Source organism: Paraburkholderia phytofirmans OLGA172 (genome assembly GCF_001634365.1).
Lineage (GTDB): Bacteria > Pseudomonadota > Gammaproteobacteria > Burkholderiales > Burkholderiaceae > Paraburkholderia.
Genome location: NZ_CP014579.1, coordinates 2142331 through 2158205, shown reverse-complemented (window position 1 = coordinate 2158205; position 15875 = coordinate 2142331). Strand labels below are relative to the sequence as shown.

Genomic DNA, 15875 nt, shown 5'->3' with positions numbered 1-15875 from the left:
CTACTCCACGGGTGCCGGGTTGCGGCCGGCGGGATCATCCATCACAGCGGGCTTCAACGCATGCTTGAGCGAGCCGGTGGACACCGGTTCAGACGGTGCCGTCTGCGGGCCGCGACGAATCATGCGGAAGGTGAAGATCAGGAAAGCCGTCATGAAAAGCGCGTAGATGCAGACGAACGCGATCAGCGTCGAGAGTAGCACGCTTGGCGGGACAGGCGAGACGGCGTCGGCCGTGCGCAGGATGTTGTAGATCACCCAGGGCTGACGGCCCGTCTCGGCAAGGTACCAGCCGCCGAGTGTCGCGATCACGCCGGATGGCGTCATCACCACGAGCGTGCGCAGGAACCAGCGTGTGGTGAAGAGCCGGCCCTGCCAGCGCAGCCACAGCGACGCGATACACAAGCCGAACATGATGATGGCGAGGCCATACATCGTCCGGAAGCCATAGAACACCCAGCCCATGACCGGCTGCCGGTCGCGCGGCGTGTTTTTCAATCCTTCGACTCGACCGTTCAGAGTGTGGGTCAGCCAGATGCTCCCGAGGTAAGGCGTGCCCAGCGCGAAGCGATTGCGCTGGTTCTGCTGATCGGGGACGATGAACCAGTAATAGGGCTCGGGCGATTGCGACTGTTTCTCCCAGAAGCCCTCAGCAGCCTGCATCTTGGCAGGCTGATGCTCCAGCATCTTCCCGTAGAGCATATCGCCGACGAACACCTGGCAGCCGATCAGCACGGTGGCGAAGGTGAGGCCGATCGAGACTGTCCGGCGCCCGAATGCCTGATGCTCGCCGCGCAGGAGATACCAGGCGCCCACGCCGGCGACAAGGAACGAGCCTGTGATGTAGGCTGCGATCAGCATGTGCGGCAGGCGGTAGGGCCAGGATGGGTTGACGATCACTTTCAGCCAGTCGGTGACCACTACCCGGCCATGTTCGATCGCAATGCCGTCGGGCGTTTGCATCCAGCTGTTGGCCGACAGAATCCACGATGCCGACAGCAAGGTGCCGAGCGCGACCATGCAGGTGGCGAAGAAGTGGAGCTTCGGTCCAACCCGGTTGAGCCCGAACAGCATGATGCCAAGGAACCCGGCTTCCAGGAAAAAGGAGGTGAGAACCTCCAGTCCGATCATTGGACCGATGGCCGGGCCGGCCATCTGTCCGAACTTTGCAAAGGCGAGACCGAATTCGAACGAGAGGACGATACCGGTGACGACACCCACACCGAAGCCCATGGCAAAGATGCCGAGCCAGAAACGGTAGATCTGCAGATAGAGCGGGTCGCGGGTCTTCAGCCACAGGCCTTCCATAATGGCCAGAAACGCAGCAAGTCCAATGGAAATCGTCGGAAAGATGATGTGGAAGCTGACAGTGAACGCGAACTGGATGCGAGCAAGGATGGTGGGATCGAAGCTCACGGCTGCCTCCGTTCGGTTTGGCCGTGCCGTGAGATCGCCAGGGTGAGGGCGATAAATAGTGCGAGCGCGACAACCGAAGCGAGCTGGCCGAACACGCCGATGATGAAAAAGAAAAAGGCGACGCCGAGCGCTCCCAGCAGGCGCCCCGCGGATCTGGACAGAGCGCTCATGGTTGCGTGTCTGGGCGGCGCGATCCCGCGACCACGCTGGCAACGGGCGAAAATGAGCCGTGTGGCATAAAAGACTCCTCGATGAATGGGCGCGATGCCGGCACCACAAATAAGTTCACGATGGAGTGCATGTTGACGCAGGTGGACCTTAAAAGTCCTGAGTGCTTTCTGAATCCTGCTAAAGGTGGAGCTACAGCACGGGCGAGTTTCGCGCTGCGATCGGCTCTTCAGAGGGTGATGTAGAAATCTAAACCTTCGATATGCTGCTTATTTTTTCGGTTTAACAAACTATGCGCCGTTGTGCTCGACATTCCCAGGCAGTTTCAATGCACGATAGGCACGAGGCGACATCCCAAACGCCATCTTGAACGTTCGACTGAAATGCGCGCTGTCGAAAAATGCCCATGAGTAGGCGACCGCTGTAATCGTACGATGGGCGAGGCGTGGATCGCCAAGATCTTTCGCGCAACGAGCCAGTCTCTGCGCAAGGACATAGCGGCGGTAGGAAAACCGTTGCTCGCTAAAAAGGTAGCGTAAATAGCGAGTTGAAACACCAAGTGTGGTGGCAATCATGCCGGGCGAAAGACGTGCGTCATCGAGGTGAGCGTCGATGAACGCCCTGGCCTGTTGAAATTGCGCTGACCTGTAGATGCTCTGCGGAGTATTCGTTGGATCGCATCGCTCCCACAGGGCCGCCATGATCAGGTCTGACGCAACCGAACTGAGATGCGCAGCTGATGTATCTTCGATGCTGTCCCATACCGACGCTATGCTCAGCAGGAAATCTCTCGCCAACCTGCTATGGGGCAACTCCGTCCCAAATCCGATTGCGAGTATTGAATCCAGGTCGCCAAGCCTCAACGCGACGGCATCGCGCGGAAAGTTAACCGTAAGATAGGTCAGGCTATCGATGACCCGTTTCTCGTAGGGGCGAGTCGGATCGTCGAGATAAAATTGGCCGGGCTTAACCAGCGCTTCGCGTTTGTTCTGACGAAACACAACTGAACCCGCCAGGGGTACGACCAGTTTCATATTGCCGTCGCATTCCGCGCGGACAACATCCCGCGCGGTTCGCGTGAACATTACTTTGGTCATCATCCCCGACACGAACGACAGATCACCAAGCAATTTTTCACTACGCGAGTAGCGGAACGCTTCGGGTGCTTCGCTGGTAACAGTGACCGGAACGTATAACCTGTTCACGATGTCGCGAAAATGATGAAACCGGCTCTCAGCGGGGAAATGATCAAGACTGACGTGTGTGCCCACGGCGATCCTCTTCAGTAAGCGCTACCCGCGAGCTGACGGATCATTGCATCGGCAACTCGTTGCTGATCGGAGCTCAGGTCTTTCTCTGAAGCGCGAAAGGAACCGATTGTACCGGAAGGCTTGCCTTGTTGACCACGTGGTCACAACTGGAACGTCTGCAGGCTCGCGCGTCGACGGGCGTCGCGGGCTGATTATTGGCAGGCGGAGTCCTCGCTGAATTGAGCGTTGCGCGGACGTGCGAATCCATCATGGGACCGAGCAGCTTCCGTTTCTGCGTTAATGTCCTTTAGCTTGACCAGCAGCGCACAGCCCGTACGCACGTCGAGACTCGCCCCCGGATGAGTGAACGTTGCGCAAAGCGGATCCAGGAGTTCGATTGCTTCTTTGTGGCGCTGCTGTGAGATCCAGAGTTGCGCGAGGGGAATCGCCGCACGCAATTCCCACATTCGCGCGCCTTGTTGCTGCGCAAGCTCGATCGCATGCAGAAACGAGGCTTGCGCTTCCGTTTCGTGTTCGATGGGCGACGCCCCCCGCGCGGCGGCAGCGCAAGCTTCGAGCGAAGAAACCAAACCCAGTATCCGCCAGAAGTCGGGGCTGAATAGATGATTACCGTTTTCGTTGCAATAGGCCAGCGTCTCGACGAGTACCCGCCGTGCCTCGACGGTGTCTCCGGCGTGGGCCAGCGCTTCCGCCCACGAGCCAACCATCGATATCTGCATGGTGCGGAAGCCGCGCATCTGTAACGCGGCGAGACCGGCATCGAGCATCGGCAAGCCTATCTCGGGTCGGCCGTTTAGAATGTCGAGGTGTCCCGTCAGGCAATCACAGCATTCTTGCCAGACTTCGAGCCGGTGCACCGTTGCCTGCTTGCGAAGCATGTCGAGGTAGTGGGCCGCCGTCGGCAGGTCTCCGGACAACAGTGCAAGTGGGATTGCCGACCCGCCGAGTACCTGGCTAAGCGACGGCTCCTGCATATCGCTGCTCACCCGCTTAATCGTTGACTCGATCAGCGCCATAGCCTGCTCGGGGTGACCTTGTACCCATAAGACCCTTGCGAGGGTTCCGTTTGCAACAACCATAGGATCGACGCGAAATCCCTCCGACTCGGGTTTTGTTTGTCTTCGTGAGCGGAGGTGAGCCAGTCCGCCCTCGACAAGGGCTCGCGCATCCGCGTGCTCGCCTAGCCAGCAACGCGACACGCCGACCATCTGATCAGCGAGTGTTCGCTGGGAGTCCTCGCCGCGCTCGTTGGCAAACGTCTGCAGCAACATGGCGTACCTCAATGACGTATGGATACGTCCCGAGGAGAGCGTCGCATTGAATAGGCCCCATAGTGAGTGCGCCTGAAACGGTTCGTCGTGCTGTTCAGTGGCGAGCGACAGCACGTCGATCCATAAGTTGGCCGCCTCGCTCACCGGCCCGCAGGTAAGCAGGAGTGCCGAGGCAAGCGCCGCGCGCAGTCGCAGTTCGCATGCCACGTCGACCGTTTCTGCGGGTAGTTGTTCGAGGACCGCTACGGCGCGGCCCGCGCGCGTACAGCATTCCTGTATCAGCGACCAGGCCAGCAACGGCTCGACCAACATGCCTGTCAGTTCGACGCCGAGCAGCTCATCGCCTTCTGGCGATAATGCCCAGTCAAGCGCACTACGCGCGTCGTCGAGTGCATCACGTAGATTGCAGTGTGCTTCACCCGTCAGGGCAATGGGCACGTGCCTGCGTTCCCGTCCGAAGCGCTGCTGCAGCCAGCGCGCATGCGCTGCTGCAACGCTTGGGTCCTCACCTTCATCGTGCAGCTTTTCCCTTGCATACGCTCGTGTCGATTCGGCCAGCCGGTATCGCGTCAACGCGCTTCCAAACTCTATGCCCAGCAATGACTTTTCGACAAGTTCACTAATGCCGGTCACCACCAGCGTCGGGCTGATCCTATTGTCTACTGCAATGGCACAGGCATCTTCTACAGAGAAGCTGTCGGCGAACCGACTGAGGCGGCGAAATACGGCTCGAACTGCGGGATCCAGCAGGGCATAGCTCCAGTCGAACGTGGCACGCAGGGTTTGATGACGCGGCAGGGACGTTCTGCATCCACCGGTCAATACCTTGAGCCGATCGTCGAGCCTGCGGTGCAGGCCATCGATTCCGAGCGTCGCCGCGCGTGCAGCGGCTAGCTCAATGGCAAGGGGGATGCCGTCGAGCCGGCGGCATACTTCCGCAACCAACGATATGCTAGCCGCGTCGCGGCCAAAACCGGGCTGCAACGCTCTCGCGCGATGCAAGAATAATCGAACGGCTGAGTGCGTAAGAACTTCCTCAAGCTGGGCGTCGCTCGCGGGCACTTCGAGCGGTTGCACGCGGTACACCGATTCGGCTGGCACCCGCAGCGGTTCGCGGCTGGTCGCCAGCACGCGCAGGAGCGGATTGTGGCGAGTAAGGACCTCGGTCAGATTGGCGACAACGTCGATCACGTGTTCGGCATTGTCAAGCACGACGAGGCAACGCTTGTTCGCGAGTGCGAAGGCGATGCGTGCAGCGGTTACCTCTCCGCCGGCGAACGTCAGGTGACATGCATCGGCCACCGCCACCAGGACCGCTGACGCGTCGGACTGTCCCGCCAGCCCTGCGAAATATACGCCATCCTGGAAGCGGCTCTTGAAATGCAGCGCCACGGCGGTCGCAAGGCTCGTTTTGCCGATTCCGCCAGCGCCCACCAGCGTGACTGTCTGAGTCTGCAGCAGCATCTCGGCGATATCTTGAAGCACCGCCTTCCTTCCGAAAAGTTCGGCGGCATGCAGCGGCACGTCGTCGGTAGCACACGGGAAGGAGGCCTGCGCGTGCCGGATCTCGAACTCCCCGGGCGGCAGCGTGTTCGCCGGACGGCCCGCCAATTGGTAACCGCGCCCGGTCAGCGTCACGATTAGATCCCGGTCGGCTCCCAATGCCTTGCGTAGTGCCGACAGATGCACCTGCAGGTTGTTTTCTTCGACAATCGTGTCTGGCCAGACGTGGCGAATGAGCTCGTCTTTGGTCACCAGTCGGCCACGTTTAGAGGCCAGTAACGCGAGGATTTCAAATGCTCGCACGCCGATGCATGTTCGAACACCCGCGCAACTTAGCCTGCGTAGTTCCAGATCGAGTTCAAACCGACCTATTTGAATCATCAGCGGCACCCGGGAAAGGTTGGGACTTCCGTCATGTTTCGTTTCACTGTCTCCGAGGGCGCTACGCGGTCCGTGGCGTCGCGACACCGGCGGTCCCATTTCGGCAATTGGAGTAGCCTGAACTCATTGATAGATTGGTCGGTCTCACCGGGCGGAACGTCTGTTCCGCGTGGTTCGATGTTAGGCGCGCCGCTTTGAGCAAACTTGTATTTAATGGCACAGACATTTGACTTAAACGGCAGAGCATCACTAGCCAGCCGATGGGCGTGACCGTCCTGGGTTGTTGTCATTGAAGTACGACGTCCCCTCGAGGGCCTATACATCCGTATGATTTCCGCACAACAACTCTTGAATTAGTGTTGACAGGTTAGACGCACAAGACGAACAGCCGCGTCTTCGCTTCATCATTTAAATGCTGGGGCTCCCTGCGTGAATTCCACCACGTTTGTTTCGATCGTCGACGACGACGAATCTGTTCGTCTGGCTACCGCGAGCCTGGTAAGCTCGTTAGGATGGCAGACACGCGTGTTTGCGTCGGCCGAAGAGTTCCTCCGGTCCCCACAGATCGGTGAAGCTTCGTTCCTGATCTCTGATGTTCGCATGCCACGCATGTCTGGCGTGGAAATGCACGATGAACTTCTGAAGCGAGGGCACGCGCCGCCGACCATCTTTCTCACGGCTTTTCCCACCGCCGCGCTGCAGGCGAAGGTCCACACGAACGGTGTGCTGGCCGTCCTCGCAAAGCCTATCGGCGCTGCCGCCATGGCACATTGGTTGAGCCTCGCGTTGGGTCCACCCGGTCAAACCAAGGTATGAAACGCAGAAACCTACGTGCAAGCCAAGTATCCGCTTGTAGCATGGTATGGCCGCAGTGCGTGACCTACCTTTAAGACAACGCCGCGCGGATTGGCGAAAACCTGGGCGCATCATCATCGCGTGGCGATCAAGCGGCAGCATCCGTATTCAGGCGAAACAACGACTCTAAAGGAATCAGAGAGCGTTGTTCGATAGCACGTGCCTCTTGACGTATCAACTACCTGTTGAGGTTGATGACATGTCTACGTCAATTGCACTTCTGGCAAATGGATATCTTGAGATTTTGTGCCTTGATCCATGGCTACCGAGCCTCTACCGACATTACCTGGTGCGACGGACTGTCGACTACAAGGTGATTTGTCTTCAATAGCAGTAGAAAGGCGTCTTCCGACGAAATCTGCAGGACTGGATATCAAGGGCGTCAATTGACTGACTGTTGACAAGAGGGGAGGGCTGCAACGTGACTATCGATCGATGGACCCTAGGCAATGTCAGAGAGCAGCGCGTCGAACCCTATTGCTCGGTGATATGGAATTCTCGTCGGCACACCTACGAGGCTCATGAATCCGGGCGGAATGCGAGTCCACCGCTCGGTACGCTTACCCAAACGGTTGTGGTTTTCGCAGCCATCTGGTCTCTATGCGAATTGCCGTTCGAATTGCTCTTTACCCCGACGATCCTGGAGGGGGCGGCATGCATCGCTGGAAAACTGCTTTGGCTCTCGTTAGGACTATGGGCATTGTCCGGCGCCAGACTCGCGAGATTCATTTTTGCATTTTTCTGTGCAGCAAGCGTTATGGCAATCGCGCCTGGATTTCTCGATTACCGGCGCTTTTCCACAGGGTTGATGTGCGTGTCGATTATTGAATGTACGCTCAAGGTGGCAGCATTTTCATGCATTGTTTTCGCCAGCCGCCGTGCCGCTAAACGCTGGACGGCGTAGCTGTCGAATCGTAATCGAATATTCTGGTGCTTTGCTCGAACCAGATGACGTCACCGCTCGACGCGTTCCGCCCAACGCTGTCAGTGAGGCGCAGCCTCTGCGCTTCGGTCAGGTACTGCGTCTAACTTCGGCGCAGCGGGTCCTTGGCACGCTTACGCTCTGAAATATCGTTGGTGGTCACGAGCGTCCCAAGCGGGCGACCGCTTTTGCTACGCTGCGTGGGCCAGCAGCTTGCCACCGCGACTTGCAAACTGTCGCTACCTTTATGGGGCAGATCGCCTTCGCAGCGGCCGGTGCGCAACAGGATTTCCTCGATCTCGTCACGCGGGATTGAAAAGATCCTGTATGTAAGCTGTTAGAAATATAAACGGCGGCTCGGTAAAGAAGAAGTTAAAACAAGAGGCGGCGAAGGCAGAGAAAATGGAGGCGGAAATAGCGCTGTCGAGGAAAGACAGCAGAACGACGGCAATCAAATAGACATCTCAGCCACCGCCATGCTGCAGTGAAGCTGGAAGCACACCATGGTGAGCGCGTCCAGCGCAATGCATCCGACAGTCAAAGCGCAATCAGATAACGCGGCCGGTCGATCCGGTCGACGTTCATGCTCACGCCGAAGGTGAAGACCGTCGGCGGATCCTCTTCCGCTCAGTTCCCTCGACAAGCTCCGTGGATAGCGTTGTGGTGTAGGGAGGAGTTCAATCGAGTTTGGCTCACGCAAAATTTTCGCATTTAGCGTTCTGTTGCAGGGCAGCAGCACCTCGGGCAGCAGAAGCGGCGGCTCGATATTGCATTCGCACGGACTATACTCGTTGTACGGCGCGATGGGCTGAAGACATCGGCGCAGGTTTTGGATGAAATGAAGCGATGTCCGGCGCGTGGCAGGGACGAAGCTGTAGATATCAGGCAGGAATCGTCACCTCGATTTCGCCGCGGATTTGGTCAGTTCAAAGGGAGGCGGGATGGTTTCAGGCTTGCATTCGCACGCGAACTCGGCTCAGTGTGACAGCGAAGGCAAAGTATCCGTCGTCTATGTGATCGACGATGACGAGTCGATGCGCTACGCGCTTAGCGGCTTGTTGCGCTCAACAGGGCTGCATGTCGAGACGTTTGCATCGTCGAGGGAATTTCTTGCCTTTCCGAAATACGACGCGCCCAGTTGCCTGATTCTTGATGTCCGCTTGCGTGGCGAGAGCGGCCTGACGATTCAGGAAGAGGCGGCAAAGACCGATCTGCGCCTGCCGATCCTGTTCATTACGGCGCATGGCGACATCGAAATGTCGGTCAAGGCAATGAAGGCTGGTGCGGTCGACTTTTTTTCGAAGCCCTTTCGCGATCAGGACATGCTCGACGCGGTCGCTCATGCGCTAAACCGTGATAGCGCGCGTCTTGCGGCCGAAGAATCGATTGCGCTGCTGCGCAGCTCGTACGATTCTTTAACGCCGCGCGAGCGCGAAGTAATGGGGTTTGTCGTGGCTGGTCTGATGAACAAGCAGATTGCCTCGGCAATGCATCTTAGCGAAATCACCGTAAAAATCCATCGTGGGCAGATGATGAAGAAATTGGCATCGCGCTCGGTAGCCGATCTCGTGCGAAAGGCCGAAGCGCTGGGCGTCGACGCTCACTATTCCAGGTAGCGGCGGCCGCACGAGGCCGGTGTTCACACTCGATTCAACGCCGTCGTGCTTCCTCGCGCAAGCACGCAGCGCGCGGCATTCCGCACGCCTTCCACTGTTTATTGAACGCCCAACGCCCAACGCGCAATTCGTCCAAAGGTGGTACGCGAATACGCGGTCTACCGCGTACAAGACTACTGCAATGAGACTAGCTTGCACGGTAGCGGACGGGAACCATACAAACGTATAGCTTTGAGCGCGTTATCGATTGTGCGAGAGTTGCTCGCTCGCTCGTTGCCGGTTGGATGCCGTAGCGAGACGAGCGAGGATCTCGACCAGGTGTCGCGAATCCATGGGCGGCTACGACTATACGAACGTTTGCATTGCTCAAACGATGGTTAGCGACTAGCGTCTCTTTGTAGGTTTGTATTCGCAAAGGCCCTGCTATACCTTTAATGCGTCAGGCATGTTCCACGATACTACGACGAGAGTTGAGTGGGCGACGTCGTACTACTGCATGTATCGCGCCATCCATGCACAAGCGCCCGCGCTATCCCGGTTCCCTCAATCGAAGGCAGAGACCATGCGCCAAACCCTGTTAGATCTGAAGCGCACGCGAAGCGAGCAAGTCGTGGACAGTCGCACTGGAATGTCAGGGCGCAGCGAAGCAGACCTTCTTGGTCTTCTTGTCCGCGGCCAGGAAGCATTCGTCACAACGGACGATCTCATGCTCGAATTGTTTCCTGACACAGGCGCGAATGAGAGCCGTCGACGCTTGCACCTCGCCACACTACGCAGGACGTTGCAGGACGGTGGCGAATGTGTCGATGTGGTAGCGGCGAGTGGCCGCCGGCCCAGGCAAGCCGCGCGCGGCAGATCCGAAGGGTCTGCCTTGCAACGCGACGGGCACGCCGTGGCCGAGCCACGAGGACGCACGTTTTTGACTGGAGCCATTCCCGAGCCGAACCTGCCGCTGATCGGCCGTGCGCGCGACACCGAGGCGGCGAGCCGGGGCATGTTATACGGGCAGTGCGTGACGGTGACTGGCGCCGAAGGTGTGGGAAAGACGCGACTGGCCCTTGAAATTGCTCAAAATTCAGCGTTCGCAGACGGTGTGTGCTGGGTATCCCTGGAGGCTACAAACATGCCGCAAGCCATGCTGGACGTGGTTGGCCTCCAGCTGTGCGGGGACTTGTCGGCCGGGCGCGGTGTATTTGTTCAACTGAAGGCACAGCTTGCGGACAAGGAGATGTTGGTCATTCTGGACGGCGTCGACGGTGCTCCGTTGACTGCGGCTGAGCTCGCCGAAGCGCTACTGGATGCAGGTGACGGCATTCGAGTGCTTGCTACCGCACGTAGGCCCCTGAAGACTCGAAGGGAAATGGTGGTGCAACTCGCGCCGCTCGATGTGCCTGCACGCGAGGCTTCACACGGCGAAATCCTCTCTTCCGCCGCTGTACGGCTTTTCGTTGCGGCGACACGCTCTGCCGGCTCACGATTCGCGGCGGAGGAACAAAATCTCGCCGCGGTTGCCACGCTTTGCCGAGAACTTGGCGGAATTCCATTGGCCATTGAACTAGCCGCTGTGCACGGCGATCCGATGGACGGCCTGGTACGATTCGCAGAGACCCATCAGCAGCCCCTTTCAGCGGGCGCTAATGACGACACGCCTACTCCCTGCCGCGGTGAGTTGGCGGCGATAATCGATTTGAGCGTGCGTGCACTCAACGATCCGGCGCGCATCGCGCTTCGCTGGCTGGCGATTTTCGATGCGAGCTTTTCAGCTGACGGCGCTTGCGACGTGCTCGCTGCCGTAGGACTCGACCGACCGTGCGCCGCCAAAGCGCTCGCGGATCTGGTAGCGCGCTCACTCGTCATCCGAGAGTCTCCTGCACAAGCACCGCGCTATCGGCTCCGCAACGCCGTCCGTCGGTGTGCCCTGGAAATGCTCGACGCAAGCGCTGAGCGCCCAGCAGCGACGCACGCGCATGCGAGCTATCTGTGCATGCACTTCGACCGGATGCGTAGCCACTGGCGCGATACGCCGATCGTCGAATGGTTGCTGGATTTTCAACGTGAATTGGCGGCGTTTCGCAGCGCGTCGGCCTGGGCGCGCTCCATATCGGGCGACGCAACGCTCGCGGTCAAACTGGCGGTAGTGGCGACACCTTATCTTTTCGATCTTTCGCTGGTCGATGAATGCCGGACGTGCGCGAGTGACGCATTGAATATTCTGGAGTCTGGTGCACATACACTCGAAGAAGCTTGTCAGGAGAAGTTACAGCTTCTCGCGGCCCATGGAGCCAGTATTGTCTATACGCATGGGCCCGGTCCGGATGCACGCGCCGCATGGCTGGATGTACTTGCGCTCGCGCGCAAGACGGGCAATCGCGAATTTGAACTGCGCGCCCTGTGGGGACTCTGGATCATTCATCGCTACGCCGGCGAGGTCCGCGAGTCGCTCGCCTGCGCCAAAGAGTTCAGCGAGCTGTGCGGCGAGGCGTCCACCGTGCCGCAGAAGCTGATCGCTGCTCGCATGGAAGGAATCTCTCTTCATTACGCTGGCCGTCAAGCAGAGGCGCGCACGATTCTCGAGCCGATGATTGGTGCCGACGCAAATGAACATCTACGCTGGAATATCGTGGGCCAGCAGATAGAGTGGCGCGTCGGATCGCTGGCTACGCTTGCTCGAATTTGCTGGTTGCAGGGCGATGGCGCGAAAGCACTTGAATTAGCCGAAGATGCGCTAAGGGCGGCGTTGCAGCATCAGAACGCCATCAGCGTTTGCTATGTTCTCGCCGAATCGCTGGTTCCCATGGCGCTTCTCTCGCGACAATTCGAAGCGGCGCAATGCGCTTTGACGACGTTGAGCGAGATGGCTTCCAGGTTTGGTTTTTCCTTTTGGCTGGTGTGCTCGAAGGCATACACCGAGTTTTTGGGTCTCGTTCGGGAGGGAGATGCACGCGCGATTTCGAGTGCCCAGACGACGTTTAACCAGCTCCGCGGTGTCGGCAATATGGCCGGATTTTTAACGCTGGCCGGGCAGCTAGCGCATTCGCTGATGGATGCGGGGCGTCACGCCGAGGCACTGGCTATTGTTCAGGAAGCGCTGAAGCGGGCCGAGGCGAACGGTGAACATTGGTACACCGCAGAGCTATTGCGGATTAAAGGTGAGTTGTGTGCTGCAGCCAATCACAAGGTCGATGCTGCCTGCCTCTTCTCAATCGCACAAGACCGGGCCGGCCTACAGACCTCGCATGCGTTCAGCCGGCGGGCTGCGCTCAGTCTGGCCACGCTCTGGCATGAGCAGGGCCGTACGGAGGCCGCGATCAGATCGTTAGAGCCGTTTTGTATTTGAACCGCTACCACAACCTGCAATTCGCCCGTTGAGCAGCGAACGCGTCCTCGGTGTGCAGTGCCGCCTCGTGCATTCAACCCGGCCGCACTCAATGACTAGCAGTTCAAAAAAGATTGGGAGTTGTTGATGGTTCAGATTGGTCACTTTGAGCTCGATACGGAGATGCGCACGCTCAGGTGTGGAGCGGGGCGGGTACGCATTGGTGCACGCGCGTTCGACATTCTGGCCTATCTCGCGGCCTTCAGTGGTCGTCTGGTTACCAAGGACGAACTGATCCGTCATGTCTGGCCGGATACGATTGTCGAGGAAAACAACCTGCAGGTGCACTTGTCGGCGTTACGCAAAGCGCTCGGTGTGGACAGGGACTTGATCATTACGCTAACCGGGCGTGGCTATCAACTGGCGGGACGCCAGGAACAACAGCCGCAAACAAATGCTGACATCGAAGTTCGGCCCCAGGCAATGGGCGAACTGTTCGGGCGGGACGTGGCGTTTCGGGAGATTGCCAACCTGCTAGGGCAGGCTCGCGCCGTGACGTTGGTGGGTGCGGGTGGGATCGGCAAGACAAGCCTCGCAACGGCAGTTGCCAGGAACGTCGCGGACCGGTTCGCCGATGGCGTGCACTTTGTGGCGCTGGCGGCCCATGCGGACGCAGCGACCGTGCTGGTTGCTGTCGCCGAAGCCTGTGGTCTGGTATTCGCGGGCGGCACGATAACAGCCGCGCGCATCGCCACGGCGCTTGCGGGAAAGCAGTGTCTCCTCATACTCGACAATGCAGAGCACGTGATTGACGCGGTGGCCTCTCTGACCGACGTTTTGACTCGCCATAGTCCCATCTTGCGAATCCTGACCACCAGCCGGGAGCCGTTGCGAGTAGCCGCTGAATCAATATACCGTGTGCAGTCGCTCGACGTTCCCGCGAAGGGCGACCATTGCGAGGACGTGCTGGCTCACTCTGCAGTGCGGCTTTTTCTGCACCGAGTCCGAATGTTGCAGCCGCGCATTTCCGAAGACGCAGCAAGCGTATCGCTCGTCGGGGAGGTATGCCGCCGCCTGGACGGCATTCCTCTGGCCATTGAACTGGCCGCCGCGTGTGCGGCGACGCTAGGCATCGATGGCCTGCACCGGCGGCTCGACGACCGGCTGACGGTGTTGACCGGCGGCTGCAGAACCGCACTACCACGTCACCAGACGCTTCGCGCCACGTTTGACTGGAGCTACGCAACGCTGGACCCAGTGGCCCGCGCAGTGTTTCGCCGGTTGGGCCAGTTCGCCAGCACCTTTCTGATCGACGATGCATGCGCGGTCGCCGCAGATGACGCCATCAATCCGATGCTGGTCGCGACGAGCGTCGGCGAGCTAGCCGAGAAATCGCTATTGGGGGTCGAGTTTGAAGACACCTTGACCCGCTACTGGTTGCCCGAATCGACCCGCGCCTATGCGCGGGAAAAGTTGCAGGATGAAGGGGAAACCCCGGCTATCGCCGCCGCCCATGCGCGTTGGCTGCAGCGGCGCTTTGGAGAGTCGGGCGGGCTGTTGACGACGCACGTCTTGACGCGCGAAGCGCCGGACCATCTGCGCGATGCATTGGACGATGCACGCAGCGTGCTGGAATGGGCATTCTCGCCGGAAGGCGATCAACTGCTTGGCATCGAACTCACCGGGACACTGGTCGAGGCGTTGCTGGCATGGTCGTTGATTGAAGAATGCTGTACGCGCGCCGGCCGTGCCGTGACGGCTCTTGAAACGCTGCCCGCCGGTACGGTCGATGCGGCCTGTGAGCTACGGTTGCGTTCGGCACTCGCCTCTGCGCTACTGCTTACACGTGGGCCGGTGAGCGAGGCGAACCGCCTGTGGCTCGAGGTGCTGTCGCTCGCTGTCCAGCAGCACAACGATGAGTTTCAGGCTCGCGCCCTGTGGGGTCTCTTCAATGCGACACTGGCTGCAGGACGCATTCGGGCATCGTTAAAGTACGCGACGTTACTTCAGATGCTTGCCGGCGAAAGTGGCGACGATTTGCAGGCGATGCTCGCGGATCAACTGGTTTGCGTGTCGCTTTGCTGGCTTGGTGAACATACGTATGCCCGCACGCTGGTGGAGCGGGGGCTCACGCGCCTTGGGGCACATCAACAGGAGATGTCCCATACGGTGGGCTTTCGCGTCGATACGGTGGTCGTGGCCACCGCCAACCTCGCGCGGATCTTATGGGTACAAGGCTATCCCGACGAGGCCATGGCCTTGATCGACGCGATGGTCAATTCGGTTCGCAGCGACATGGGAGCCCGGTCGCTGAGTGACCTGCTCGGGGATTCGGCGGTTTCCCTTGCTTTGTTGTCCGGCGATCTGCCAACCGCAGCTCGCTACCTTGACATCCTGCGCACGCAGGCGACCCAACATCGGCTGGAAATCTGGCAGGCGTGCTGCGATTGCCTGAGTGGACGCCTGGACATCCTGAGCGGGCGCACTGAACGGGGTTTGGAGATGCTCGAAACGGCGCTCGCTGCCCTGCGGGCAGGTGGCTTCAGCAGGATAAGTACCTCGATGGCAAGCGCGTGGGCCGAAGCTCTGGCCCATGCGGGAAGCACGACCGAAGCACGGCGGATACTCGACGAGACGCTGGCGTACTGCAATGAGGGTGGTAACCATCTGTTCACCGCGGATATCTGGCGGGTTTTGGGCGTAATTTCGATGTTGGAGGCGCGCGCGGCTGTATTGAGGCGGTCATCGCCAACCGAACATGAGACTCGTGCACAGACCGCATTGCTGCATGCTATCGAGATCGCCCAACGGCAGGGGGCGCGGATGTGGGAATTGCGCGCGGCGATCCCGCTCGCACAACTGTGGCACTCGCAGGGACGCGATGAGGCAGCACGCCAGGTGCTGGGTTCACTCTGCGCATTGTTTCCCAAAACGTCGGTGAGTCTCGACGTCCGCACAGCTCACGCGCTGCTAGGAGAACTTGATACTTCCGGTGCAAAGGGCGATTCTGATGTGCCCGACGTAACGCAGCCGAAGGTTGCCCAATACGACGGCGGGCTTACATGGTTCGCCAGCGCCGCGCAATCGGACCGCTTCTAGGAGTACTCGCTCACGGGCCAATGACGCAGCCGGCAGGCAAGCGCCCCAACGCAGGCATTC

General features: G+C 59.4%; 9 protein-coding genes. 5 read left to right on the top strand and 4 right to left on the bottom strand.

The annotated features are described in order from the left end of the window. The 4 genes from AYM40_RS29620 to AYM40_RS29610 form a co-directional block, all read right to left on the bottom strand. On the bottom strand, positions 1 to 1413 hold the full coding sequence (locus AYM40_RS29620) for a cytochrome ubiquinol oxidase subunit I (protein ID WP_063499622.1): 1413 nt from the start codon (positions 1411 to 1413) through the stop codon (positions 1 to 3). After that, complete coding sequence (locus AYM40_RS41575) at positions 1410 to 1583, bottom strand: hypothetical protein (protein WP_158515349.1); 174 nt, start codon at positions 1581 to 1583, stop codon at positions 1410 to 1412. The genes AYM40_RS29620 and AYM40_RS41575 overlap by 4 nt, the downstream gene beginning before the upstream one ends. A 288-nt stretch (positions 1584 to 1871) precedes the next feature. After that, complete coding sequence (locus AYM40_RS29615; protein WP_063499621.1) at positions 1872 to 2852, bottom strand: helix-turn-helix domain-containing protein; 981 nt, start codon at positions 2850 to 2852, stop codon at positions 1872 to 1874. 191 nt (positions 2853 to 3043) lie between these two features. After that, on the bottom strand, positions 3044 to 6106 hold the full coding sequence (locus AYM40_RS29610) for an ATP-binding protein (protein WP_082855384.1): 3063 nt from the start codon (positions 6104 to 6106) through the stop codon (positions 3044 to 3046). Positions 6107 to 6436: 330 nt separating this feature from the next. Between AYM40_RS29610 and AYM40_RS29605 the strand changes: the two genes are divergently transcribed. The 5 genes from AYM40_RS29605 (at position 6437) to AYM40_RS29585 (ending at position 15815) form a co-directional block, all read left to right on the top strand. Beyond that, positions 6437 to 6823: a response regulator transcription factor gene (locus AYM40_RS29605; protein WP_063499619.1), complete on the top strand. Its 387-nt coding sequence runs from the start codon at positions 6437 to 6439 to the stop codon at positions 6821 to 6823. A 460-nt stretch (positions 6824 to 7283) separates the two neighbouring features. Continuing rightward, on the top strand, positions 7284 to 7766 hold the full coding sequence (locus AYM40_RS40800; protein ID WP_148662346.1) for a hypothetical protein: 483 nt from the start codon (positions 7284 to 7286) through the stop codon (positions 7764 to 7766). Positions 7767 to 8725: 959 nt separating this feature from the next. Beyond that, positions 8726 to 9400: a response regulator transcription factor gene (locus AYM40_RS29595; protein ID WP_063499617.1), complete on the top strand. Its 675-nt coding sequence runs from the start codon at positions 8726 to 8728 to the stop codon at positions 9398 to 9400. An 871-nt stretch (positions 9401 to 10271) separates the two neighbouring features. Then, entirely contained in the window at positions 10272 to 12737 is a 2466-nt protein-coding gene (locus AYM40_RS29590; protein ID WP_158515348.1) for an ATP-binding protein, read from the top strand. A gap of 126 nt (positions 12738 to 12863) precedes the next feature. Further along, positions 12864 to 15815, top strand: a complete 2952-nt coding sequence (locus AYM40_RS29585; RefSeq protein ID WP_063499615.1) for an ATP-binding protein — start codon at positions 12864 to 12866, stop codon at positions 15813 to 15815. The last annotated feature ends 60 nt before the right edge of the window (positions 15816 to 15875 follow it).

Bases quoted from the DNA above. Each gene is read 5' to 3' on its own strand.
- AYM40_RS41575 (WP_158515349.1), bottom strand. From the start codon at position 1,583: ATGAGCGCTCTGTCCAGATCCGCGGGGCGCCTGCTGGGAGCGCTCGGC.
- AYM40_RS29610 (WP_082855384.1), bottom strand. From the start codon at position 6,106: ATGGGACCGCCGGTGTCGCGACGCCACGGACCGCGTAGCGCCCTCGGA.
- AYM40_RS29595 (WP_063499617.1), top strand. From the start codon at position 8,726: ATGGTTTCAGGCTTGCATTCGCACGCGAACTCGGCTCAGTGTGACAGC.
- AYM40_RS29585 (WP_063499615.1), top strand. From the start codon at position 12,864: ATGGTTCAGATTGGTCACTTTGAGCTCGATACGGAGATGCGCACGCTC.